General features: G+C 64.2%; 16 protein-coding genes and 1 tRNA gene. 10 read left to right on the top strand and 7 right to left on the bottom strand.

Annotated features, from left to right (window positions below; genetic code table 11):
- Positions 1-840, bottom strand: coding sequence for a carboxylating nicotinate-nucleotide diphosphorylase (gene nadC, locus BTO32_RS15705; RefSeq protein WP_076725608.1), 840 nt, complete (start codon positions 838-840; stop codon positions 1-3).
- Positions 841-1,069: 229 nt separating this feature from the next.
- Between nadC and BTO32_RS15700 the strand changes: the two genes are divergently transcribed.
- From BTO32_RS15700 to BTO32_RS15685, 4 genes are all read left to right on the top strand, one after another.
- On the top strand, positions 1,070-3,379 hold the full coding sequence (locus BTO32_RS15700; RefSeq protein WP_076725607.1) for a DUF1631 domain-containing protein: 2,310 nt from the start codon (positions 1,070-1,072) through the stop codon (positions 3,377-3,379).
- 82 nt (positions 3,380-3,461) lie between these two features.
- Positions 3,462-4,082 carry a 1,6-anhydro-N-acetylmuramyl-L-alanine amidase AmpD gene (ampD, locus tag BTO32_RS15695; RefSeq protein ID WP_175618682.1) on the top strand — a complete coding sequence of 207 codons (621 nt, stop codon included), beginning with the start codon at positions 3,462-3,464 and terminating at the stop codon, positions 4,080-4,082.
- Positions 4,082-4,969, top strand: coding sequence for a histidine kinase (locus BTO32_RS15690; RefSeq protein ID WP_076725606.1), 888 nt, complete (start codon positions 4,082-4,084; stop codon positions 4,967-4,969). Before ampD ends, BTO32_RS15690 begins: the two co-directional genes overlap by 1 nt.
- Positions 4,970-5,143: 174 nt before the next feature.
- The gene (locus BTO32_RS15685) at positions 5,144-7,126 is read left to right on the top strand and encodes a methyl-accepting chemotaxis protein (protein WP_217904954.1); all 1,983 of its coding nucleotides are present in this window, start codon (positions 5,144-5,146) and stop codon (positions 7,124-7,126) included.
- Positions 7,127-7,152: 26 nt separating this feature from the next.
- Here BTO32_RS15685 and BTO32_RS15680 read toward each other — a convergent pair whose 3' ends face one another.
- From BTO32_RS15680 to BTO32_RS15660, 5 genes are all read right to left on the bottom strand, one after another.
- The gene (locus BTO32_RS15680) at positions 7,153-7,710 is read right to left on the bottom strand and encodes a cob(I)yrinic acid a,c-diamide adenosyltransferase (RefSeq protein ID WP_076725604.1); all 558 of its coding nucleotides are present in this window, start codon (positions 7,708-7,710) and stop codon (positions 7,153-7,155) included.
- A gap of 9 nt (positions 7,711-7,719) precedes the next feature.
- The gene (locus BTO32_RS15675) at positions 7,720-8,619 is read right to left on the bottom strand and encodes a ketopantoate reductase family protein (protein WP_076725603.1); all 900 of its coding nucleotides are present in this window, start codon (positions 8,617-8,619) and stop codon (positions 7,720-7,722) included.
- A gap of 5 nt (positions 8,620-8,624) precedes the next feature.
- Positions 8,625-11,477 (bottom strand): valine--tRNA ligase, encoded by a 2,853-nt coding sequence (locus BTO32_RS15670; RefSeq protein WP_076725602.1) that lies wholly within the window; start codon positions 11,475-11,477, stop codon positions 8,625-8,627.
- 93 nt (positions 11,478-11,570) lie between these two features.
- The gene (locus BTO32_RS15665; RefSeq protein WP_076725601.1) at positions 11,571-12,044 is read right to left on the bottom strand and encodes a DNA polymerase III subunit chi; all 474 of its coding nucleotides are present in this window, start codon (positions 12,042-12,044) and stop codon (positions 11,571-11,573) included.
- Complete coding sequence (locus BTO32_RS15660) at positions 12,044-13,525, bottom strand: leucyl aminopeptidase (RefSeq protein WP_076725600.1); 1,482 nt, start codon at positions 13,523-13,525, stop codon at positions 12,044-12,046. The genes BTO32_RS15665 and BTO32_RS15660 overlap by 1 nt, the downstream gene beginning before the upstream one ends.
- 219 nt (positions 13,526-13,744) lie before the next feature.
- On the opposite strand from BTO32_RS15660, the gene lptF reads away from it, so the two are divergent.
- Both lptF and lptG read left to right on the top strand, forming a co-directional pair.
- A complete protein-coding gene (gene lptF / locus BTO32_RS15655) occupies positions 13,745-14,851 on the top strand; it encodes an LPS export ABC transporter permease LptF (protein WP_076725599.1) in 1,107 nt (368 codons plus the stop codon).
- The gene (gene lptG / locus BTO32_RS15650; protein ID WP_076725598.1) at positions 14,838-15,899 is read left to right on the top strand and encodes an LPS export ABC transporter permease LptG; all 1,062 of its coding nucleotides are present in this window, start codon (positions 14,838-14,840) and stop codon (positions 15,897-15,899) included. The genes lptF and lptG overlap by 14 nt, the downstream gene beginning before the upstream one ends.
- Positions 15,900-15,912: 13 nt before the next feature.
- Here the strand turns inward: lptG and BTO32_RS15645 are convergent, their stop codons facing one another.
- Complete coding sequence (locus BTO32_RS15645) at positions 15,913-16,452, bottom strand: RDD family protein (protein WP_076725597.1); 540 nt, start codon at positions 16,450-16,452, stop codon at positions 15,913-15,915.
- 142 nt (positions 16,453-16,594) lie between these two features.
- Between BTO32_RS15645 and alaS the strand changes: the two genes are divergently transcribed.
- From alaS to BTO32_RS15625, 4 genes are all read left to right on the top strand, one after another.
- Entirely contained in the window at positions 16,595-19,225 is a 2,631-nt protein-coding gene (gene alaS, locus BTO32_RS15640; protein WP_076725596.1) for an alanine--tRNA ligase, read from the top strand.
- Between the two features lie 108 nt (positions 19,226-19,333).
- Positions 19,334-20,569, top strand: coding sequence for an aspartate kinase (locus BTO32_RS15635; protein ID WP_076725595.1), 1,236 nt, complete (start codon positions 19,334-19,336; stop codon positions 20,567-20,569).
- 191 nt (positions 20,570-20,760) lie between these two features.
- Positions 20,761-20,958: a carbon storage regulator CsrA gene (csrA, locus tag BTO32_RS15630; RefSeq protein WP_076725594.1), complete on the top strand. Its 198-nt coding sequence runs from the start codon at positions 20,761-20,763 to the stop codon at positions 20,956-20,958.
- Between the two features lie 125 nt (positions 20,959-21,083).
- Positions 21,084-21,174: transfer RNA gene (locus BTO32_RS15625), tRNA-Ser, on the top strand.
- The last annotated feature ends 105 nt before the right edge of the window (positions 21,175-21,279 follow it).

Below are 21,279 nucleotides of genomic sequence, written 5' to 3'. Positions count from 1 at the left end.
TCAGTCCAGTCGCATGGACAGGTCGATGGCGCGAACATGCTTGGTCAGCGCCCCGATCGAGATAAAGTCGACACCGGTTTCCGCCACCGCCACCAGGGTCTGGTCGCTGATGCCGCCGGAGGCTTCCAGCCGGGCCCGTCCGGCCACCCGTTGCACTGCCGTCCGCATGTCCTCCAGGGAGAACTCATCGAGCATGATGATGTCCGCGCCCGCGGCCAGGGCCTGATCCAGCTCGTCCAGGTTTTCGGTTTCCACTTCCACCGGCCGGCCCGGGGCGATGCGGCGGGCTTCGGCGACGGCGGCGGCGATGGAGCCGCAGGCGGCGATGTGGTTTTCCTTGATCAGGAAGGCATCCCAGAGGCCGATGCGGTGATTGTGGCAGCCGCCGCAGGTAACGGCGTACTTCTCAGCCAACCTCAGCCCGGGCAGGGTCTTGCGGGTATCGAGCAGACGGACTTGGGTGTGGGCCACCCGAGCGGCGTAGTCAGCGCAGCGGGTGGCGACGCCGGACAGTGTTTGCAACCAGTTCAGGGCGGTCCGTTCGGCGGTGAGCAGGCTGCGCGCCGAACCCGCCAGGGTGAACAGCACCTGGTTGGCCTCGACCCGGTCGCCATCGTTGACCCGCCAGTCCAGCCGCACCGCCGGGTCCACCTGACGGAACACCTCGTCCACCCAGGCCCGGCCTGCCACCACTGCCGGTTCCCGGGTAATCACCCGCCCCGAGGCCTGTTTGTCGGCGGGGATCAGGCGGGCGGTAATGTCACCTTCGCCAATGTCCTCGCGCAGGCTCTGAGCAACGGATTCGATTCGGGATTGGCGAAGCAATTCGGCTGGCAGCATGGCGTCGTGTCCGGTTGATGGCTGAAGTCCTCGGATTGGCGGGGGATTTTATAGTGCCGTCGGCCGTTCGCCAAATGGCCGGTCGCGTCCCTGAAGCCATCCTAAAGTGTGAACCAGGTCGTTTCGACACAAAAGGTGACAAAACCTGACACAAGCTGACGTGGATTGGCCGTAGCATACAGTGACGGGCATTTGTCATTCCGATGTACATCGACTCCGGAGCAACCGAATGGTGCACGATAGCAAGGTCGTCAGTTTTACCGGCTGGAAACCTGTCGGGCGGGTGACGCTCCCGCCGGCGCTGGTACGCTTGCGTGATGCCTCGGGGCAAACTCTCAAGGCGGTGATGGCCGATGTATTCGACCGGGCGGACGACACCTTGTTCGAACTCGCCGATCGGGCCGCCAGCAATCTGGATCAGACCGCGTACTTCGACGCCATGCGCGAGCTGCGCTTACGACGCTCGGCCATGGCCGTCTCCGTTCTGCAGTACGTCTCCCGGGCCTTCAACGACATGGGCCGTTTCAACCCACGCCCGAACGCTGGCGACCTCGAACGCATCGACCAGGACAGCCTGACCCTGGTGGACCACGCCGAGCTGGAACAGCAGGTGGCCATTGACGGCCTGATCGCCAAGCTCCGGAACCGCCACGCCCAGGCCATCCGCCTTCTCACCGCCCGGGTCAACCACCTGGTGCCCAGCCTGGAGCTGGCGGACAGCCAGATGCCTCTGAGTCCCGAGATCATTTGTGGCGGCATTGCCGAGGCCTGCGGTGACCTGGACATTGACATCCGTGCCAAGCTGGTGGTTCTGAAGCTGTTTGACCGGCTGCTGGTGGACCGGCTGGGCGAATTCTACCAGGACGCCAACCGGACCCTCATCGCCGAGGGAATCCTGCCGGACATGAAGCGCCCGCCGATTCCGGTGGTCACCCGGGCCATGTCGGGAACCGACGGCGGCTCCGGGAATGGCGGTGACGACCTGACGGGTGCCAGTGGTTCGGACGCGGGGGGCCCGCCCACTTTCTCGGAGCTGACCGCGCTGCTGCGCCAGGGCGGTGAAGCCCGGGGTGTCATGGCCGGTGCTGCCAATGGCGCGGGCACTCTGGATACGTCGGGCTTGCTGGAGCGCCTGAACCAGGCCCAGCACCGGGTAAACGACTGGGCGCCGAACCAGGTGGTGCCCCTGGGCGAGCAGTTGCAGTCGGCCCTCCGCAATCCCGAAGGCCAAGTATTTCAGGTCGCTCAGATGGACAGCGACGTCATCAATCTGGTGTCCATGCTGTTCGATTTCATCCTGGAAGACCGCCAACTGCACCCGGTGATGAAGGCCCTGATCGGGCGCCTGCAGATTCCGGTGCTGAAGGTGGCCCTGGCCGACCGCAACTTTTTCAACCGGGGCGGTCACCCGGTGCGCAAGCTTCTGAACGAGCTGGCGTCGGCGGCGATTGGCTGGACCGAAAAGGCGCCCGGCCAGCGTGATCCGCTCAGGGACAAGATCCAGGCGGTGGTGAACCGTGCGCTGGGTGAGTTCACCGACGATGTGGCTCTGTTTGATGAGCTGTTGAAAGACTTCAGCCATTTTATGGATCTCGACCGCCGCCGTCGCGAACTGGTCGAACAGCGCCTGCGGGACGCCGAGGAAGGTCGGGCCCGCCAGGAGCGCGCGGCCCAGACCGCCCGGGAGTGGCTGACGGAGTGCTGCCAGGGGCGGGAGATCCCGGAGCCGGTGAAGGCGTTGCTGAACGAAGCCTGGAACCGTTATCTGCAGTGGATTCTGCTGCGGGAGGGGGATGACAGCGAGTCGTGGCGGAACGCCCGGGCGCTGACCGAGCGGGTGGTATGGAGCGTCGACCCCCAGCCGGTCACCGAGGACACGCGCAGCGAGCTGTTGCGGGCCATTCCCACTATTGTCGATGAGCTGCGCCGGGCCTTGCAGGACATTTCCTGGGACCCGTTCGCGACCGACGCCGCCATCCGTGACCTGGAGCTGGCCCATGTCGACGTGTTCCAGCGCCTGGTCACCGCCACGCCGGTGGCCCCCGATCCGGAGCCCCCGGCGGAGTTCCCTGACAGGCCACCGGAGCGGACGCCGCCTGAGACCGCCGAGGCACCGGTGGCCGCGCCGGTCGAGTCCGGTGAACCCTCCGTGGAGGTGGGGAAGGGGCTGGAAACTGCCGAGGATGCCGTCCAGGCCGGGGTAGGGGAGGCGGTGGCGGAAGCCCCGGAATCCTCCGCCGAACGGGCGCCTCAGGTGGGGCCGGAGTGGCTGGAGCGGGCCGATGCGCTCAGGGTCGGCTCCTGGATCGAGCTGGTCCGTGCGGACAGCAAAGCCCGCTGTAAGCTGGCGGCCTTCATCAAGGCCACCGGCAAATACATCTTCGTCAACCGCAGCGGTGCCAAGGTGGCCGAATACCACCGGGAGGAGCTGGCTTCGGCCATGGCGACCGGTGAGATCACGCTGCTGGATGATGGCCTGATCTTCGACCGGGCGCTGGAATCCATCATCGATAATCTCCGCAACAGCCGCCGGGACTGAGTCATGGCAACCGGCGGCGCTTTGTGATTCAATCAGGGCCTCCGCAAGCGACTGGTGCGAAAGGTCCACCTTGATTGAATCGATCCCCGTTTCCGGCAGGGCTGCCTGGCCCGACGATACCCTCTCCAGACTCCGGGGCACGGGGCGCCTGCCGGGCGCCCGCTGGTGTCCGTCACCCAATTTCGGGCCCCGGCCCGAGGGCGAGGAAATCAGCCTGTTGGTGATCCACAACATCAGCCTGCCACCGGGTGAATTCGGCGGTTCCGCCATCGAGGCGTTCTTCTGCAATCGTCTCGATCCCGACGCGCACCCCTACTTCCGTACCATCGCCGACCTGCGGGTCTCGGCCCACGCCTTGATCCGGCGGGACGGCGAGGTGGTTCAGTTCGTGAGCCTGCTGGACCGGGCCTGGCATGCGGGCCGCTCCTGTTTCCAGGGCCGGGAGGAGTGCAACGACTTTTCCATCGGCATTGAGCTGGAAGGGACCGACGATACCCCGTATACGGACACCCAGTACCACCGCCTGGCCGAGCTGGCGGCGCTGATCATGGCGGCATGGCCGGGCATTGACGTGTCCCGCATCGCGGGGCATTCGGACATTGCTCCGGGCCGGAAAACCGACCCGGGCCCTGCCTTTGACTGGTCCCATTTCCGTCATCAGCTGGCCCGGATGACCGGCGATGACGCCCAGGAGCTCGCCTGATGGTGCTGGTGGTGTTCCTGCTGGCCTACCTGATTCGCCGCCGCCTCGACGCGGTCAATCGGGGCGTGTCGGAGCCGGTCTGGCGGGCCTGGTTCCAATGGGGCCGGGTAAGCCGTCCGGGGCGCGAGCACGGCATCGGCCGCGGCCTGTTGCTGATCCTGGTGCCCGCTGTTGCTGCCGGCGCCTTGGAATATCTGATGCGGCGTGCCGGGCTGTCGCTGGCGGTCTATCCCCTGGAGGTTCTGGTGCTGCTGTTGCTGATGGGGACACCGGGCTGGCGGCCGGCTCTTGACGCCTACGCCGAGGCCTGGGCGCGGGGCGACATGCAGGCGGCCTGGCACCATGTCCGTGACCGGCTGCCGCCCGGGGAGCGGGGCGCGGCGGTGTCGCCGGAAGCCATGCACCTGTCACTCTGCAAGGCGATGCTGGTGACCGTGTTTCAGCGCTTTTTCCTGGTGGCGTTCTGGTTCGTGGTGGCCGGGTTGCCTGCGGCCATTCTGGCGCGAGGCCTGGTGGCGCTGGCCGAACACTGGCCCCAGGCTGCGGCCCGGCCCCGGTTTGCCCGGCTGGCGGAGTACGCCGCCTGGTTGCCGGCCCGGCTGGTGTCCCTGACGTTCGGTATTGCCGGGGACCTGGCCGGGTGGCTCAAGGTGGCGCGCCGGGCACTGGTGTCAGGGCGGGCGCGGCTGGCCGAGGTGCTTATGGTATCGGCCAATGGCGCGTTGACCGGCTATGCCCTCGACCCTGACCGCTTTTCCCGGCTGCATCCGGACGAATGGCCGCGCTTTGGCGGCAACAGCCTGTCGGCGATACGGGACCTGCTCAACCGGACCATGCTGGTCTGGCTTTGTCTGCTCGCGCTGCTGGTCATAGCCGGCCAAATATGATCCGGCGCACATAAAAATTTACATATTGCCAAGAAACAAGCCTTAAGTTTTTAGCGTCTTAGACGACACAATACATAACTAGACACAAAAACAACGACTCCTTGTCTGTCTGCTGTGAGGGCATCCGTGAAACAACTCATCCATCCCGCCATTGCCTTGATGAACCGGCTGCCAATGCTCGTCAAGTTCGGCCTCATCAGCGTGCTGTTCCTCCTGCCCATCAGCGGCCTGTCCTGGCTGGTGATTTCCGAACTGAACCGCTCGGTGGCCGCCATGACCCGTGGGGTGGAAGGGCTGGACCAGCTCCGGCAGGTGGAGCGCCTGGTGGTCGCCGCCATGGATTACCGGGACTACCGCGCCCCGGGAGTGGTGCGGGAGCAGCAGGCGCTGCTGGAACGGGCCAAGGAGCGGGCGGGGCGGATCGATGCCCTGTTCTCGGACCTGCTTTCGGCGAAGCAGTCCTTTGACAGCTCCGGCACCTGGGCCGCCCAGGTGCGAGCCGTCAGCGAGGAATGGGCCCGGCTGCAGGCCAACGACAGCTATCAAGGTAACATCGACCCGCAGTTCAAGTACTATCAGGAGTTTGTCCAGAAGGTGGTGGCCCTGCTGCCCGCCACCATCGAAATTTCCGGTCTGGGTCAGGACGCCTCGCGGGAGAACCAGCTGCTGATCGGTCTGGTCCGGCAGTCGCTGCCGGAAGCGCGGGATGCCCTGGGCCGGGCCCGCTCCTACGGTATGTTCGCCCTGGTGGAAGGGCAGGTGGGGTATGCCCTGAGTGAAAGCCTGAACGAGATCTATGACCAGCTCACCAATGAAAGCTCGCTGCTGACGCCGGCCATCACCGTTGCCACCGAAGCCTCACCGCGTCTCACTCAGGAGGCGGCGGGCAGCATCGAGCGGGTGAACGACAGCCTGCCGAGCGTTCGCGAGGCCCTGGATGTGAACGTGATTACTCCGATGCGCCTGGAGATGCCCTGGCAGGACTACGAGGCTTTGGTCAACCGCCAGCTGGCCCATTTCGATACCCTGACCGACGCCATTTTCACGGTGGTGAAGTCAAACTTGGACTCACGGCTCGACCAGGAGGTGGAGCAGCGGCGCTGGATCGTCATTGCCCTGGTGGCGGTGCTGATCGTGGTGGTCTACCTTTACATCGGTTTCTTCATGTCCGTACGGACGGCGATCCACAACTTCACCCAGGCCGCGCGTCGCGTGGCGGGTGGGGACATGACCACCCACATTCAGCTCAGCAACCGTGATGAGCTGGGCGCGCTGACGGTGGAATTCAACAATATGACCGACCGCATCGCGGAGCTGATCCGTTCGGTCAGCCGGACCACTGCCGACGTGGGGCAGCAGGCGACCCGGGTCAAGGACACTGCGGCTGCCAACTCCGATGCGGTGCAGCGGCAGATGGACGAAACCGGCCAGATCAACGAAGCCATGAACCAGATGGTGGAGGCGGTGCACGAGGTCACGGAAAGTGCGCACCGGGTGGCGGACAGTGCCCGGGTGGCAGAGCAGGACACCGAGACCGGGCGCGGCGTGGTGTCGGATACTGTGGCCACCATCAACCGGCTGTCGACGGAGATCTCCGCCGCCATGGAGGTAATCAACCGGGTCAATCAGGACAGCGACAACATCAGCCAGGTGCTGGTGGAGATCAAAGCCATCGCCGAGCAGACCAACCTGCTGGCGCTGAACGCGGCCATCGAGGCGGCCCGGGCCGGGGAGCAGGGCCGGGGCTTCGCGGTGGTCGCGGACGAGGTACGCTCCCTGTCGCAGCGGACGCACAAGTCCACGGAGGAGATTGAGGGCATGATTTCCCGGCTGCAGAGCGGGGTGAAGGATGCCGTCACGGCCATGACCAACAGCCGCGATGTCACCGAGACCACCGTACAGAAGTCCTCGGCCGTGACCGAAGCCCTGGACCGCATCGCCGGCAGTATCAACACCATCGTTGACATGAGCCATCAGATTGCCCAGGCGGCCGAGGAGCAGTCCGCCGTGGCCAAAAACGTCAATGCCAACGTCGAGCAGATCGGTGAGCTGGGACAACACACCGCGGCCAATGCTGACGAGACCCTGGCGGCATCGCGGGAGATGTCGGAGCTGACGGCGTCACTGCAACGTCTGGTTCAGGCCTTCAAGGTCTGATCGCGCCGGCCTGCCCGTATCCGGTCCTAGAGGCCGGATGTTTGTTGTTCCCAGAGAATTTCCCGGGCCCCGGAACGGCGCGCCAGTACCCGGGCCAGCACAAACAGCAGGTCGGACAGTCGGTTCAGATAGCGGCGCGAGGCGGTGTTGATGGGGTCCTCGTGTCCGAGCGCCACCACCCCCCGTTCCGCCCGCCGGCATACCGCCCGCGCCAGATGGCACTGGGCGGCCGCGGGCGAGCCTCCAGGCAGGATGAAGTTTTTCAGCGGGGGCAGGTCGGCGTTGTGCTCGTCCAGGGTCTGCTCAAGCCAGCGGATGTGGGCCTCGCCGATGATCTGACTGCCGGGAATGGCAAGCTCCCCGCCGAGGTCGAACAGATGATGCTGGATGCGGCGCAGGCATGCCAGCAGCGGGTCGTCCGCCGGCAGGTGTTCGATCAGCAGGCCGATGTGGCAGTTGAGTTCGTCCACTGTACCCATGGCGTCCACCCGCTGGGCGTTTTTGGCGATGCGGTTGCCGTCGGCGAGCCCGGTGGAGCCGTCGTCGCCGGTCCGGGTATAGATTTTCGAGAGGCGGTTGCCCATCACGTGTTCCTATTCCTGTCTATTTGACGTCAGTTGTCTGACCTTTTCGGTCAACATCCGGTTCACCGGGGTGGCGATGCCGTGGCGGAGCCCGACCCGGACCAGATAGCCATTGATGTAATCGATCTCGGTACGTCGGCCCTGGCGCACGTCACTGCGCATCGACGACGTGTTGGCGGCGGTGTTTCGGGCCACTGCCTCGATGCGTGCCCGCAGCGCCTCCGGACGGGGCTGACCAATGCCTTCGGCTGCCATCAGCGCGGCCAGCTCCCGGCACAGGGGGTCGATGTGTTCGAGAAAGAGCGGGGCCTGCAGAAGCGCACCGTTGGGGCAGTCGAGCAGGGCGGTGAATGGGTTGATGCCGGCGTTGACCACAAGTTTCCACCAGAGCCGTTCCAGAATGTCATCGGTGGTTTCCAGCCGCAGCCCGGCGGCTGCCAGCTGAGCCGCGACGGCGTCGAGCCGGCACCGCGCGGCGGGGGTCAGGGCACCCAGCCAGGTGTCGCCGCGCCCGGCATGCACCACCCGGTCCGGGGTTGGCCGGTTGGCGCCTTCGGTGGTACTGGCGGCGAGGATGGGGCGGTCGGCATGGCGCTCGGCTATGGCTTGCTGACTGCCTAGGCCATTCTGGAACAGCACCACGGGCACGGACGGGGCCAGCCGCGGCAGCCAGTGGTCGAGTGCGGGAAGGGCATCGCCGGCCTTGGTGGTGACCAGCAGCAGCGACAGGTCGCCGGGGGTGGAGAGTGCCGGCACGCGGGTGCGGAGGCTCTGCCCCCCGGGAACTTCCAGGGTGTAGGCCAGCGTGGGCGCCGGTTGCCCTGGTCGGGGTAGGTAGACCACTTGCCCGACCGGCAGTCGGGCGGCCCAGAGCCGCCCGAGAGCACCGGCACCCAGAAGCCCGATCATGGGCCTTACATGGCCTCGATGTCGGCCCGTTGCTGGCTCAGGCGTGCCAGGCTGTTCTGGGCGTCCCGCAGTTTGGCCTGCTCCTTCTCCACCACGTCGGCCGGTGCCTTGGCGGTGAAGTTCTCGTTGCCCAGTTTGCCCTCGAGACGGGCGATCTCTTTGCGCAGGCGCTCCAGTTCCTTGTCCAGGCGCTTGAGCTCGGCCTCCTTGTCGATCAGCCCGGCCATCGGCACCCGTACTTCCATGTCTCCCACCAGCTGGGTGGCCGACATGGGCGCCTTGTCGCCCTCGAACCAGTCCAGGCTGTCCAGTTTGGCGAGGGAGATCAGGTACTGACGGTTCTCCTGCATCCGACGACGGTCGTCGGCATCGCCGTTGCTGAGCAGCACCGGGATGGGTTTGCCCGGCGAGATGTTCATTTCGCCCCGGATGTTGCGCACCGCGACGATGACCCCCTTGAGCCACTCGATGTCGGCGCGGGCGCCGTCGTCCTGGACTTCGGGGTTCGGTTGCGGGTAGGGCTGGAGCATCAGGCTCGGGCCCTGGCGGCCGGCCAGCGGTGCAACGCGCTGCCAGATTTCCTCGGTAATGAATGGCATGATCGGGTGTGCCAGCCGCAGCACGGTCTCCAGTACCCGCACCAGGGTGCGGCGGGTGCCCCGCTTGGCCTCGGCGCTGGCCGTGTCATCGTTCAGGACAGGCTTGGACAGTTCCAGGTACCAGTCGCAGTATTCGTTCCAGATGAACTCATACAGGGCCTGGGCGGCCAGGTCGAAACGGAACTGGTCGAGGTGACGGATCACCTCTTGCTCGCAGTGCTGCAGCTCGCCGATGATCCAGCGGTCCGCCAGGGACAGGGTCACCGGCTCGCCCTGGCTGCCACAGTCCTCACCTTCGGTGTTCATCAGAACGTAGCGGGCCGCGTTCCAGAGCTTGTTGCAGAAGTTCCGGTAGCCCTCCAGGCGCTTCATGTCCCAGTTGATGTCGCGGCCGGTGGTGGCCATGGCGGCGAGGGTGAAGCGCAGAGCATCGGTGCCGTGGGCGGCGATGCCCTCGGGGAATTCCTTGCGGGTCCGTTTGGCGATTTTTTCGGCCAGCTGGGGCTGCATCAGGTTGCCGGTGCGTTTCTCCAGCAGCTCGTCCAGGGAAATGCCGTCGATCATATCCAGCGGGTCGATCACGTTGCCCTTGGACTTGGACATTTTGTCACCGTGCTCGTCCCGGATCAGTCCGGTGACGTACACGGTCTTGAACGGCACCTGCGGCGTGCCATTCTCGTCCTTCACAAAGTGCATGGTCATCATGATCATCCGGGCCACCCAAAAGAAGATGATGTCGAAGCCGGTGACCAGCACGTCGGTGGGATGGAAGGTCTTCAGCCGCTCGGTCTGTTCCGGCCAGCCGAGCGTGCCGAAGGTCCAGAGTGCGGAACTGAACCAGGTGTCCAGCACGTCGTCGTCCTGGCGCAGCACCAGGTCCTCGGCCAGCTGGTACTTGGCACGCACGTCGGCTTCATCGCGGCCTACGTAGATGTTGCCGTCGGCGTCGTACCAGGCCGGAATCCGGTGCCCCCACCACAGCTGGCGGGAAATGCACCAGTCCTGGATGTCGCGCATCCAGGCAAAGTACATGTTCTCGTACTGTTTGGGCACGAACCGGATGCGCCCGTCCTCGACCGCCTCAATGGCCGGCTTGGCCAGGGTTTTGGCGTCCACGAACCACTGATCGGTCAGCATGGGCTCGATGATCAGGCCGGAGCGGTCGCCCCGGGGCACGCTCAGCACGTGGTCCTCGACCCGTTCCAGCAGGCCGGCCGCGTCCAGGTCGGCGACGATCCGCTGCCGGGCGTCCTCCCGGCTCAGGCCGGCATAGGCGGTCGGCAGGGCGCCGTCGATCTCGGTGTTGACGCTGCCGTCGGCGTTGAAGACCTCGGCGACGGCACGGATGGTGGCATCCTGAGTCATCACGTTGATCATGGGCAGGTTGTTGCGTTTGCCCACGGCATAGTCGTTGAAGTCATGGGCCGGCGTGATCTTGACGCAGCCGGAGCCTTTTTCCGGGTCGGCGTGGGTGTCGGCCACCACCGGGATGCGGCGATTGACCAGCGGCAGAATCACGGACTGGCCGATCAGGTGCTGGTAGCGTTCATCGTCCGGGTGGACCGCCACCGCGGTGTCGCCCAGCAGAGTTTCCGGACGGGTGGTGGCGACCACCAGGTAGTCCTTGCCGTCCTGGGTCTTGGCGCCGTCCGCGAGCGGGTAGCGCAGGTGCCAGAAAAAGCCCTTTTCTTCCTTATTCTCGACTTCCAGGTCGGAAATGGCGGTGTGCAGTTTCGGGTCCCAGTTCACCAGGCGCTTGCCCCGGTACACCAGCCCCTCGTCATACAGGCGGATAAACACTTCCTGGACCGCCTTGTAAAAACCATCGTCCATGGTGAAGCGTTCGTGCTCCCAGTCCACGGAGTTGCCCAGGCGACGCATCTGGCGGGTGATGGTGCCGCCGGAGTGCTCTTTCCAGTCCCAGATGCGTTTGATGAATTCCTCGCGCCCGAGATCGTGGCGGGTCTTGCCTTCCTCGGCGGCCAGCTTGCGTTCGACCACCATCTGGGTGGCGATGCCGGCGTGGTCGGTGCCGACCGTCCACAGGGTATTGCGGCCCTGCATGCGCCGGTACCGGATCAGCGTATCCATGATGGTGTGCTGGAATGCATGGCCCATGTGCAGACTGCCGGTCACGTTGGGCGGCGGAATGGCGATGCTGTAGGACTGGCCCTCACCGCTGGGACGGAAGTAGCCGTTGGCTTCCCAGTTTTCGTACCACTGGTGCTCGATCTTTTCTGGCTGGTAGGTTTTTTCCATGGGTGTGTACTGGTGACCGTTTGGTGGATTCACAAGGAAAAACAGGACGCCCGATTATACATGGTCACCGGAGTGCGGCGAACCTTTGCGGGTTCACCGCTTTCTCTGGTCGTGGACCTGTGGCGTGATGCCCAGGGAGCGCAGTTGACGGTAGTGGCTCCGGGCCTGGTTCAGGATGGCCGGGTCGTTGTGGGCGATCAGGGCCAGGCGGCGGAAACGATCGGCTTCGGCGGGGAGAGCCGAGGACAGCACGATGACGGTATCCCAGTCCGCCGCCGCCGGCGGTCCCAACAGCAGGCCGACCGGCTCGGCGCAGGTCGTCGTCTCCGGCACGATGGCATGGGGGATGAACGCCTCCGGGCTGAACGACCACAGCAGGTCGTCCAGGGCCTGGGCCTGCTCCTTGGAGTCGCAGGCAATACCGACCCGGTCGCCCTGGCGCCAGGCCTTCTCGGTGAGTTTCACCGCATGCTGGAGACGGGCCTCGGGGGCGGGCCGGGCCAGGATGTGGAACCAGTAGCGCCGGTCGCGCGCCTCCTGGCCGGTCCCGGAGGATGCGGCGGCCATCACCCGGCGTGGGACATCAGGTAGTCCACCAGCAGCGGTACCGGGCGGCCCGTGGCGCCCTTGGCCTTGCCGGATACCCAGGCGGTGCCGGCAACATCCAGGTGCGCCCAGCGGTAGTCCTTGGTGAAGCGGGACAGGAAGCAGGCGGCGGTGATGGTGCCGGCCGGCCGGCCGCCGATGTTGGCGAGGTCGGCGAAGTTGCTGTCCAGCTGGCTCTGGTATTCGTCCCAGAGCGGTAGGCGCCAGGCCCGGTCGCCACTGCGTTCGCCGGCGGCCAGCAACTCCTCGGCCAGCTCGTCGCTGTTGGCGAGCAGGCCGGAGGCGTGGTGGCCCAGGGCGATGATGCAGGCGCCAGTGAGGGTGGCGATGTCGATCACCGCGGCAGGGTCGAATTTTTTGACGTAGGTGAGGGCGTCGCACAACACCAGCCGGCCCTCGGCGTCGGTGTTGAGGATTTCCACGGTCAGGCCGGACAACGTCGTGACGATGTCGCCCGGGCGGGAGGCGCCGCCATCGGGCATGTTTTCCGCAGCGGCGATGACGCCGATCACGTTGATCCGGGGCTGGGTTTCCGCCAGCACCTTCATGGTGCCCAGTACGCTGGCGGCACCGCCCATGTCGTATTTCATCTCATCCATGCCTTCGCCGGGCTTGAGGCTGATGCCGCCGGTATCAAAGGTGATGCCCTTGCCCACCAGAACGTAGGGTTTGTCCTTGGCGTTGCCGCCGCGATATTCCATCACGATCAGGCGGGGCGGCTGCTTGCTGCCCTTGCCGACGGCGAGGATGGTGTTCATGCCGAGTTTTTCCAGCTGTTTCTCATCCAGCACCTCGGTCTTGATGCAATCGTGCGCCTTGGCCAGCGCCTGGGCCTGGCTGGCCAGCCAGGACGGGTGACAGACATTGGGGGGCGTATTGCCCAGGTCGCGGGTGTAATTCATGCCACGGCCGGTGGCCAGGCCGAGGTTGAAGGCTTCCTTGAGCGCCTTGCCGGTTCCGGACGCCTGAACCACCACTTTCTTGAGCGTGCGTGGGGCCGGTTTCTCGCTCTTGAATTCTGTGAAGCTGTAGAGCTGTTCTTCCAGGAGGCGGCCGATGGCGTTCAACCGGAATGCCTCGTCGCCGCGGGTGAGGTCGGTGTCCGCCAGGGCCAGCAGCAGGCTTTTGGCGGGGCTGTCCTTGACCGCGCCCACGGCGGCGGTGACGGCCTTGCGGAAGTGGGCGGCGGAGCGGTCACCGGGCTTGCCGGTGCCCACCACCAGGAGCCGGCCCCAGGGCTGCCCGTCCAGCAGGGGCACCAGGGTGGTGCTGGCGTTTTTGCCGGTGATGTCTCCGGCCTTGTGCAGGCGGGTGATCAGCCCGTCCAGCGCGGCGTCCGCCTGGCGGGTGGATTCGGGCCAGTCCCCGGCCTCGGGAACCGCGACGACGAGACAATCGGCTTTGCTGCTGGCAATGGCTTTGCTGCTCAGGCTGAAGTTCATGGCAACTCCTGTCGGTTGTACTGGGATGCGGCCGGGCGGTGTGCAACCGGCGCCCGTTTCCCCTCAGCATTGGGGTGGAGGCCGGTGGATTCAAGCGCCGACGGATGGTGGCGGCATTGTCATGCCCGGGCCCTGTCATTCAGGGCGAAGGTTACATAGAATACGCGCTGTTTCCGGATTCCTCCATTCGTTTCCAACGATGCGGCCAGAGAGACCGTTTTGAGCATTATTTTCCGTTACCTCGTCCGCCAGGTCATGACCAGCATGGTTGCGGTGTCCGGCATCCTGCTGCTGGTGTTCATGAGTGGCCGCTTTCTCAAGTATCTGGGCAACGCGGCGGAAGGCCGGATCTCGGCAGACGTTCTGCTGACCATCATGGCCTACCGTTTTCCGGGGTTCCTGGAACTGATTCTGCCGCTGGGCCTGTTCATCGGCATTCTGCTGGCGTATGGCCGGATGTATCTGGAAAGCGAGATGACCGTGCTGTCGGCCTGCGGGGTCAGCGATCGGCAGCTGCTGACCAAGACTCTGCTGGGCAGTCTGCCGGTGATGCTGGTGGTGGGCGCCATGAGCCTCTACGTCTCGCCCTGGGGTATGAAACAGGTGGAGACGATTCTGGCCGAGCAGTCCCGGGCCACGGAATTCGAAATGCTGGCGCCCGGGCGTTTCCAGAATCTGCTCTCCGGCGGGCGGGTCACGTACACGGAATCCCTCAGTGATGACAAGCGCCGGCTCCAGGGCGTGTTCATCGCCGAATACGGAGACCAGGAGGAGGGTCTGAGCATCATTACCGCGGAGTCGGGTTCCCAGCTGATCGACGAGGAGACCGGCAGCCGCTTTCTGATTCTGGAGAATGGCGCGCGCATCGACGGCACGCCCGGACGTCTGGATTTTCAGGTTACCGAGTTCGGGGCCTACGGGCTGAAGATCCAGAGCGGCAGTGGCCGCCAGGTGGATCTGGAGGAAGGCGTCGCCACCGCCGATCTGTGGGCCTCGGAGGATCCCCGGGATCGGGCCCTGTTGCACTGGCGGCTGTCGCTGCCGCTGATCGTTCCCATCGTGACCCTGCTGGCGGTGCGCCTGAGCCGGGTCAATCCGCGCCAGGGGCGTTTTTTCCATTTGTTGCCGGCCATGTTGGTCTACATCACCTATCTGGGGTTACTGATTGTCGGCCGGGATGCGCTGGCCGATGGCAAGGTGCCGGAATGGCTGGGCATGCTCTGGGTGCACGCGCTGTTCTTGGCACTGGGGCTGTGGCTGCAGTTCGGGCCGGCCTGGCTGCGCCGGCGCCGCCTGATCCGGGAGGGTGGTCATGCGCCGGATTGATCGTTACGTCATGCGCTCGGTGGGCAGCGCCATCCTCCTGGTGATGGTGGTGGTGTTGTCCCTGGACATGATCTTCGCCTTCATCGGCGAACTCGAGGACACCCGCAATCAGTACCAGACCCTGCAAGCTCTATGGTATGTGTTTCTGACCTTACCCCGGCGAATCTATGATTACCTGCCGCTGGGCGCCTTCATGGGTTGCCTGATCGGCCTCGGTGCCATGGCCAGCGCCTCGGAACTGACGGTCATCCGCGCCGCCGGCGTTTCCCTGCGGCGCATTGTCTGGTCTGCCATGAAACCGGCTCTGGTGGTGGTGTTGCTGGGGGTGATTCTGGGTGAGTACGTGGCGCCGCCGGCGGAGCGTTACGCCCAGAGCGAGAAGGCGGTGGCGCTGGGCTCCGGCAAGAACGTGGCCTCCCGGTACGGGGTCTGGCACCGGGAAGGCAATGTGTTCATGCACCTGAACGCCGTGCAGCCCAACGGTGTGTTGCACGGCGTGTCCCTGTTCCGGTTCGATGACGCCATGCGGCTGCTGTCCAGCAGTTTTGCCGAGCGGGCCATCTACCAGCGTGACTACTGGCTGCTGGAGAATGTCCGGACCACGGTGGTTGAGCAGGACCACACGCGCCTGGAAACTCACCCTCTGCTGCGCTGGGACACCGGCCTGTCGCCCCAGGTGCTGAGCGTCCTGATCGTCAAGCCCGAAGACCTGTCCATGAGCGGCCTGTATACCTACGCCACCTACCTGGGCGAGCAGGGCCTGAATGCCGACCCCTACTGGCTGGCGTTTTGGAAAAAGGCCCTGATGCCATTGGGAACCGCGGTGATGGTCCTGGTGGCCATTTCCTTCATCTTCGGACCTCTGCGCTCGGTTACCATGGGCTTTCGGGTGTTCACCGGCTTGCTGGTCGGGCTGGTGTTCAAGTATCTACAGGACCTGCTGGGGCCGATGAGCGTGGTCTATGGCTTCAACCCCATGCTGGCGGTGCTGATTCCGATTGCGATCAGTGCGGTGGCGGGGGCGCTGCTGATGCGGCGGGCCGGCTGAGCCCGCCGTGCCTTCAGGCTGACTTGGGGGGCTTGGGGACCTGAACCACCACGCTGTTGGACATCCGGTCGGTCACCGACAGGCCGTTGATGGGCAGGAACAGGGCGATGATCGCAGGGATGGAAATGAACAGGGTGGCGGCGCCAAGGTAGTAGCCGCCGAGCATCGCCAGGAACACCACGGCGGAGGCGGTGACATAGCGGATCAGTGCCTGGGTCCAGCTGACCGCCGTGCCGTCCAGGTTCTCGATGCGGATGCGCCAGACCTGCATGCCCAGCGTCTGCCCGATGCGGGTCCAGAAGTAGGCGAAGAATAGGTAAAGCACCAGGAACAGGACGAAAGTCAGGCCAGGGTCACCGGACAGCCGGCCGGCTTCTGCCAGTTGTTCGTACCGGTCCCAGCCGGTCAGGGAGCCGGCGATCATGGTGTAGATCCAGGTGGCCACCAGCAGCACGGCGATGCTGATCAGACCGTCGTAGACGATGGCCAGGGCGCGCTTGAACACGGTGGCTGGGGGCAAGAGTTCCTCGGCGTCATGAAAGCGTCGGGGCATGGCGTCTCCTGTGAGGTTTCACGTTTTTCCTGTTCTCGGCGTGTGCTAGAGTAGCGGATTTGCACCCCCGTGTAAGTATTCGTATTCAATTGCGGACCCGAGGGCGACTCCCGTCGGGTTTCTGGAAAGGTATCAAAGGTCTATGAAAACCGCTGAGTTGCGACAAGCATTTCTCGAGTATTTCCGCCAGCAGGGCCACACCGTGGTCCCGAGCAGCTCCCTGGTGCCCCACGATGATCCCACCCTGCTGTTCACCAACGCGGGCATGAATCAGTTCAAGGACGTGTTCCTGGGCCGGGAAACGCGCGACTACACCCGCGCCGCGACGTCCCAGAAATGCGTGCGCGCCGGCGGCAAGCACAACGACCTGGAAAACGTGGGCTATACCGCCCGCCACCATACCTTCTTCGAAATGCTGGGCAACTTCAGCTTCGGGGACTACTTCAAGCGCGAAGCCATCCACTACGCCTGGACCTTCCTCACCGGCGAGCAGTGGCTGAACCTGCCTCAGGAAAAACTCTGGGTCACCGTGTATGCCGAGGACGACGAGGCCTACAACATCTGGAAGGACGAGATCGGTGTTCCGGCCGAACGTATTGTCCGGATCGGTGACAACAAGGGCGCCCGTTACGCCTCCGACAACTTCTGGCAGATGGGCGATACCGGCCCTTGTGGTCCCTGCACCGAGATTTTCTACGATCACGGCCCGGAAGTGGCGGGTGGCCCGCCCGGCAGCCCGGATGAGGACGGTGACCGCTACATCGAAATCTGGAACGTGGTGTTCATGCAGTACAACCGCACCGCGGATGGCGAAATGCTGAAACTGCCCAAGCCGTCGGTGGACACCGGCATGGGGCTCGAGCGGATCGCGGCGGTGCTGCAGGGGGTGCACAGCAACTACGAGATCGACCTATTCCAGGACCTGCTGAACGCCGCCTCCGAGGTGCTGGGCGGTGTGCCCACCACCGAGGCCTCGTTGCGGGTGGTGGCCGACCACATCCGCTCCTGTGCCTTCCTCATCGCCGACGGCGTCATGCCGTCCAACGAGGGGCGGGGCTTCGTCCTGCGCCGCATCATTCGCCGCGCGGCCCGGCACGGCAACAAGCTGGGTGCCAGGGAGCCGTTCTTCTACCGGCTCACCGACGCTTTGGTGAAACTGATGGGGGAGGCCTACCCGCAACTGGTCAGCAGCCAGAAGCAGATCGAGAAGGTGCTGCTGCAGGAGGAGGAGCAGTTCGCCAAGACTCTGGACAAGGGCCTGCGCCTGCTGGAGCAGGATATCGCCCAGCTCAAGGGTACGGTGATCCCGGGCGAGACCATTTTCACCCTCTACGACACCTACGGCTTCCCGGTGGACCTGACCAACGACATCGCCCGGGAGCGGGGGTTGACCCTGGATTACGAGGGCTACGAGGCGGCCATGGAGCAGCAGCGTGAGCGTGCCCGCGCCGCCAGCAAGTTCAGCATCGACTACAACGCCACCGGGCTGTCCCTGGACGGCCGCACCGAATTCACCGGCTACGAGCGCATCGACGGCCACGAGACCATCCGGGCGGTACTGGTGGACGGCGAGGCGCGTAACGCTCAGGCTGGCGACGAAGCCGTGGTGGTGCTGGAGCGGACCCCGTTCTACGCCGAATCCGGCGGCCAAGTGGGTGATACCGGGTTGCTGACTTGGAGTGGCGGGCGCTTTCAGGTGACCGATACCCGCAAGGAAGGGGACAACCATCTGCATATCGGCACCGTTCTGGAAGGGGAGATCTTTCCGGGTCTGGAAGTGGATGCCCGCATTGATCATGCCCGCCGCGAGCGCATCAAGCGTAACCACTCCGCCACGCACCTGCTTCATGCCGCGCTGCGTAAGGTGCTGGGCGAGCATGTCAGCCAGAAGGGCTCGCTGGTGGATCCGGACAAGCTGCGCTTCGACTTTTCCCACTTCGAGGCGGTGACCCCCGAGCAGCTGCGGGAGATCGAGCGTGAAGTCAACGAACAGGTGCTGGCCAACACGCCGGTGCAGATCGAGATCACCGACATCGACACGGCCCGGGAGAAAGGTGCCATGGCCCTGTTCGGAGAGAAGTATGGCGATACCGTGCGGGTTCTGACCATGGGCACCGACAACTATTCGATCGAGTTGTGCGGAGGCACTCACGTGGCCCGTACCGGTGACATCGGGCTGTTCCGGATTACCTCCGAGAGCGGTATTTCCGCCGGCGTACGGCGGATCGAGGCGGTTACCGGCCTGGGTGCGCTGGCCTGGGTCGAGGAAACCGAGCGGGCCCTGCGCGAAACTGGGAAACTGGTGAAGGCCACCCGGGACACTCTGGCGGAGAAGGTTCAGCAGTTGCTGGACCGCAATCGCCAGCTGGAGAAGGAGGTGGATACCCTCAAGGCCCGGCTTGCCAGTTCCGCGGGCAACGATCTGGCGGCATCGGCGGTGGACGTGGCCGGTCTCAAAGTGGTGGCGGCACAGCTCGACGGTGCCGATCGCAAGGCCCTGATGGAAACCGCCGACCAGCTCAAGAACAAGCTGGGCGAGGGTGTGGTGGTGTTGGCCACGGTAGAGGAAGGCAAGGTTATCCTGGTGGCTGGGGTCACCAAGTCCGCGACCAGTCGGATCAAGGCCGGCGACATCATGAAGCACCTGGCGGCCCAGGTGGATGGTAAGGGCGGTGGTCGCCCGGACATGGCTCAGGGGGGCGGCAGCGATCCGTCCCGGTTGGCGGAGGCGCTGGCCGGGGTGCCTGAGTGGGTCGAGAAAAATATTGCTTGAGCAACTGTTTTCGGGAGCGGGCCGGGGTTTATAATCCCGCCCGTTTTCTTTTGACTGGCGGAGCCGTCGGCTCCGCTGCGAGTCCCTGGTTCGGAGTTTGGCAAAGACATGGCGCTGTTGGTTCAGAAATTTGGTGGTACTTCGGTAGGCACCATTGAGCGTATCGAGGCGGTTGCCGACAAGGTGTGCCGTTTTCGCAAGGAAGGTCATGACATCGTGGTCGTGGTATCCGCGATGAGCGGGGAGACCAACCGCCTGATTTCGCTTGCCAAGGAAATCATGGAGGAACCGACCCCCCGGGAAATGGATGTTCTGGTGTCCACCGGCGAGCAGGTGACCATTGCGTTGCTGGCCATGGCCCTGCATAAGCGTGGTTGCGAGGCGCGTTCTTACACCGGTTCCCAGGTTCGCATCCTGACCGACAGCAGTCACACCAAGGCCCGTATCCAGCACATCGACGAGCACCGCATGCGGGCGGACCTGGACGCTGGCCGCGTGGTGGTGGTGGCCGGGTTCCAGGGGATCGACGAGAAGGGGGACATCACCACCCTGGGGCGTGGTGGTTCCGATACCACGGCGGTTGCGCTGGCGGCGGCCCTGAAGGCGGACGAATGCCAGATCTACACCGACGTGGACGGTGTCTACACCACCGACCCGCGGGTGGTGGACAGTGCCCGGCGCCTCGAGCGCATCACCTTCGAGGAGATGCTGGAAATGGCGAGCCTGGGCTCCAAGGTGCTCCAGATTCGCTCCGTCGAGTTTGCGGGTAAGTACAATGTTCCTTTACGGGTGCTGTCGAGCTTCGAAGAGGGCGAGGGCACTCTGATCACTTTTGAGGATGAAGACACCATGGAACAACCGGTCGTCTCCGGCATTGCCTTTAACCGCGATGAAGCCAAACTGACCATTTCCGGCGTGCCGGATACCCCGGGCAGTGCCCTGCGTATCCTCAAGCCGGTCAGTGATGCCAACATTGAAGTGGACATGATCGTCCAGAATGTCGGCGAGGACAACAAGACTGCCTTCACCTTCACGGTGCACCGCAACGACTTCAAGCGTGCCCGGGAAGTGCTCCAGGGCGTGGCGGACGAGTTGTCGGCCGGTGAGGTGGTCGGCGACAGCAAGATCGCCAAGGTCAGCATCGTGGGGGTCGGCATGCGTTCGCACGCGGGCGTGGCCACGAAAATGTTTGAGGCCTTGTCGAAAGAGGGCATCAACATTCAGATGATCTCCACATCGGAAATCAAGATTTCGGTGGTGATCGACGAGAAGTATCTCGAACTTGCCGTTCGCGCGCTTCACAGCGCATTTGAACTGGACAGGAACGGGACCGAAGAGGCCTGATGTGCGGATAATCCGCAGGTCTGTTGTGGGGTTGTGAGCCCGCTGGCCGGGGGCGTGCATTCGCAGGTATAAGGGAATGTGCGTCTTTTGGCTGTCGGTGATCTCATTATAAAAATAAAAAGTATAAGAAATATACAAACACACCATTTGTCGGAACAGGTAGTAGACGCTCTGGATAGGGAGTAAGGGATATGTTGATTTTGACCCGCCGTGTTGGCGAAACTCTGATGATCGGTGACGACATCACCGTGACCGTGTTGGGGGTGAAGGGAAACCAGGTTCGTATCGGGGTTAACGCCCCAAAGGATGTGGCCGTTCATCGCGAGGAAATCTACCAACGGATTCAGTCGGAAAAGGGCTCCGAGGAGCCGGAACCGGGCAACCGTTGATGCCAAGAAGGCCGTTCAGGAACACCCCGAACGGCCTTTTTTGTATCCGGGCAACCCGAAACGAAAAAATTCGTGTCAACCCTATGAAAACTGAAAAATTATGGTAGTATACGCCCCGTTCTCACGGAGAGGTGGGTGAGTGGCTGAAACCAGTTCCCTGCTAAGGAACCATACGCGTTTAGCGTATCGAGGGTTCGAATCCCTCCCTCTCCGCCATTTTCCGATCAGGGGAAGTGAGAACGGTTGAGGTAGCGCTCAACGCAAGAGTGATGAATGCGCGGCTGTAGCTCAGCTGGATAGAGTACCTGGCTACGAACCAGG

The sequence above is a fragment of the Marinobacter lutaoensis genome (assembly GCF_001981305.1).
Lineage (GTDB): Bacteria > Pseudomonadota > Gammaproteobacteria > Pseudomonadales > Oleiphilaceae > Marinobacter > Marinobacter lutaoensis.
Note: the sequence above shows the minus strand (reverse complement) of the source record. Positions and strands in the feature narration are given on the sequence as shown.

Excerpts from the sequence above, each read along its gene's own strand:
- BTO32_RS15685 (WP_217904954.1), top strand. The coding sequence starts at position 5,144 with ATGCTCGTCAAGTTCGGCCTCATCAGCGTGCTGTTCCTCCTGCCCATC.
- BTO32_RS15675 (WP_076725603.1), bottom strand. The coding sequence starts at position 8,619 with ATGATCGGGCTTCTGGGTGCCGGTGCTCTCGGGCGGCTCTGGGCCGCC.
- BTO32_RS15690 (WP_076725606.1), top strand. The coding sequence starts at position 4,082 with ATGGTGCTGGTGGTGTTCCTGCTGGCCTACCTGATTCGCCGCCGCCTC.
- BTO32_RS15645 (WP_076725597.1), bottom strand. The coding sequence starts at position 16,452 with ATGCCCCGACGCTTTCATGACGCCGAGGAACTCTTGCCCCCAGCCACC.
- BTO32_RS15635 (WP_076725595.1), top strand. The coding sequence starts at position 19,334 with ATGGCGCTGTTGGTTCAGAAATTTGGTGGTACTTCGGTAGGCACCATT.
- BTO32_RS15670 (WP_076725602.1), bottom strand. The coding sequence starts at position 11,477 with ATGGAAAAAACCTACCAGCCAGAAAAGATCGAGCACCAGTGGTACGAA.
- nadC (WP_076725608.1), bottom strand. The coding sequence starts at position 840 with ATGCTGCCAGCCGAATTGCTTCGCCAATCCCGAATCGAATCCGTTGCT.
- BTO32_RS15665 (WP_076725601.1), bottom strand. The coding sequence starts at position 12,044 with ATGGCCGCCGCATCCTCCGGGACCGGCCAGGAGGCGCGCGACCGGCGC.
- BTO32_RS15680 (WP_076725604.1), bottom strand. The coding sequence starts at position 7,710 with ATGGGCAACCGCCTCTCGAAAATCTATACCCGGACCGGCGACGACGGC.
- csrA (WP_076725594.1), top strand. The coding sequence starts at position 20,761 with ATGTTGATTTTGACCCGCCGTGTTGGCGAAACTCTGATGATCGGTGAC.
- BTO32_RS15700 (WP_076725607.1), top strand. The coding sequence starts at position 1,070 with ATGGTGCACGATAGCAAGGTCGTCAGTTTTACCGGCTGGAAACCTGTC.
- lptG (WP_076725598.1), top strand. The coding sequence starts at position 14,838 with ATGCGCCGGATTGATCGTTACGTCATGCGCTCGGTGGGCAGCGCCATC.
- alaS (WP_076725596.1), top strand. The coding sequence starts at position 16,595 with ATGAAAACCGCTGAGTTGCGACAAGCATTTCTCGAGTATTTCCGCCAG.
- BTO32_RS15660 (WP_076725600.1), bottom strand. The coding sequence starts at position 13,525 with ATGAACTTCAGCCTGAGCAGCAAAGCCATTGCCAGCAGCAAAGCCGAT.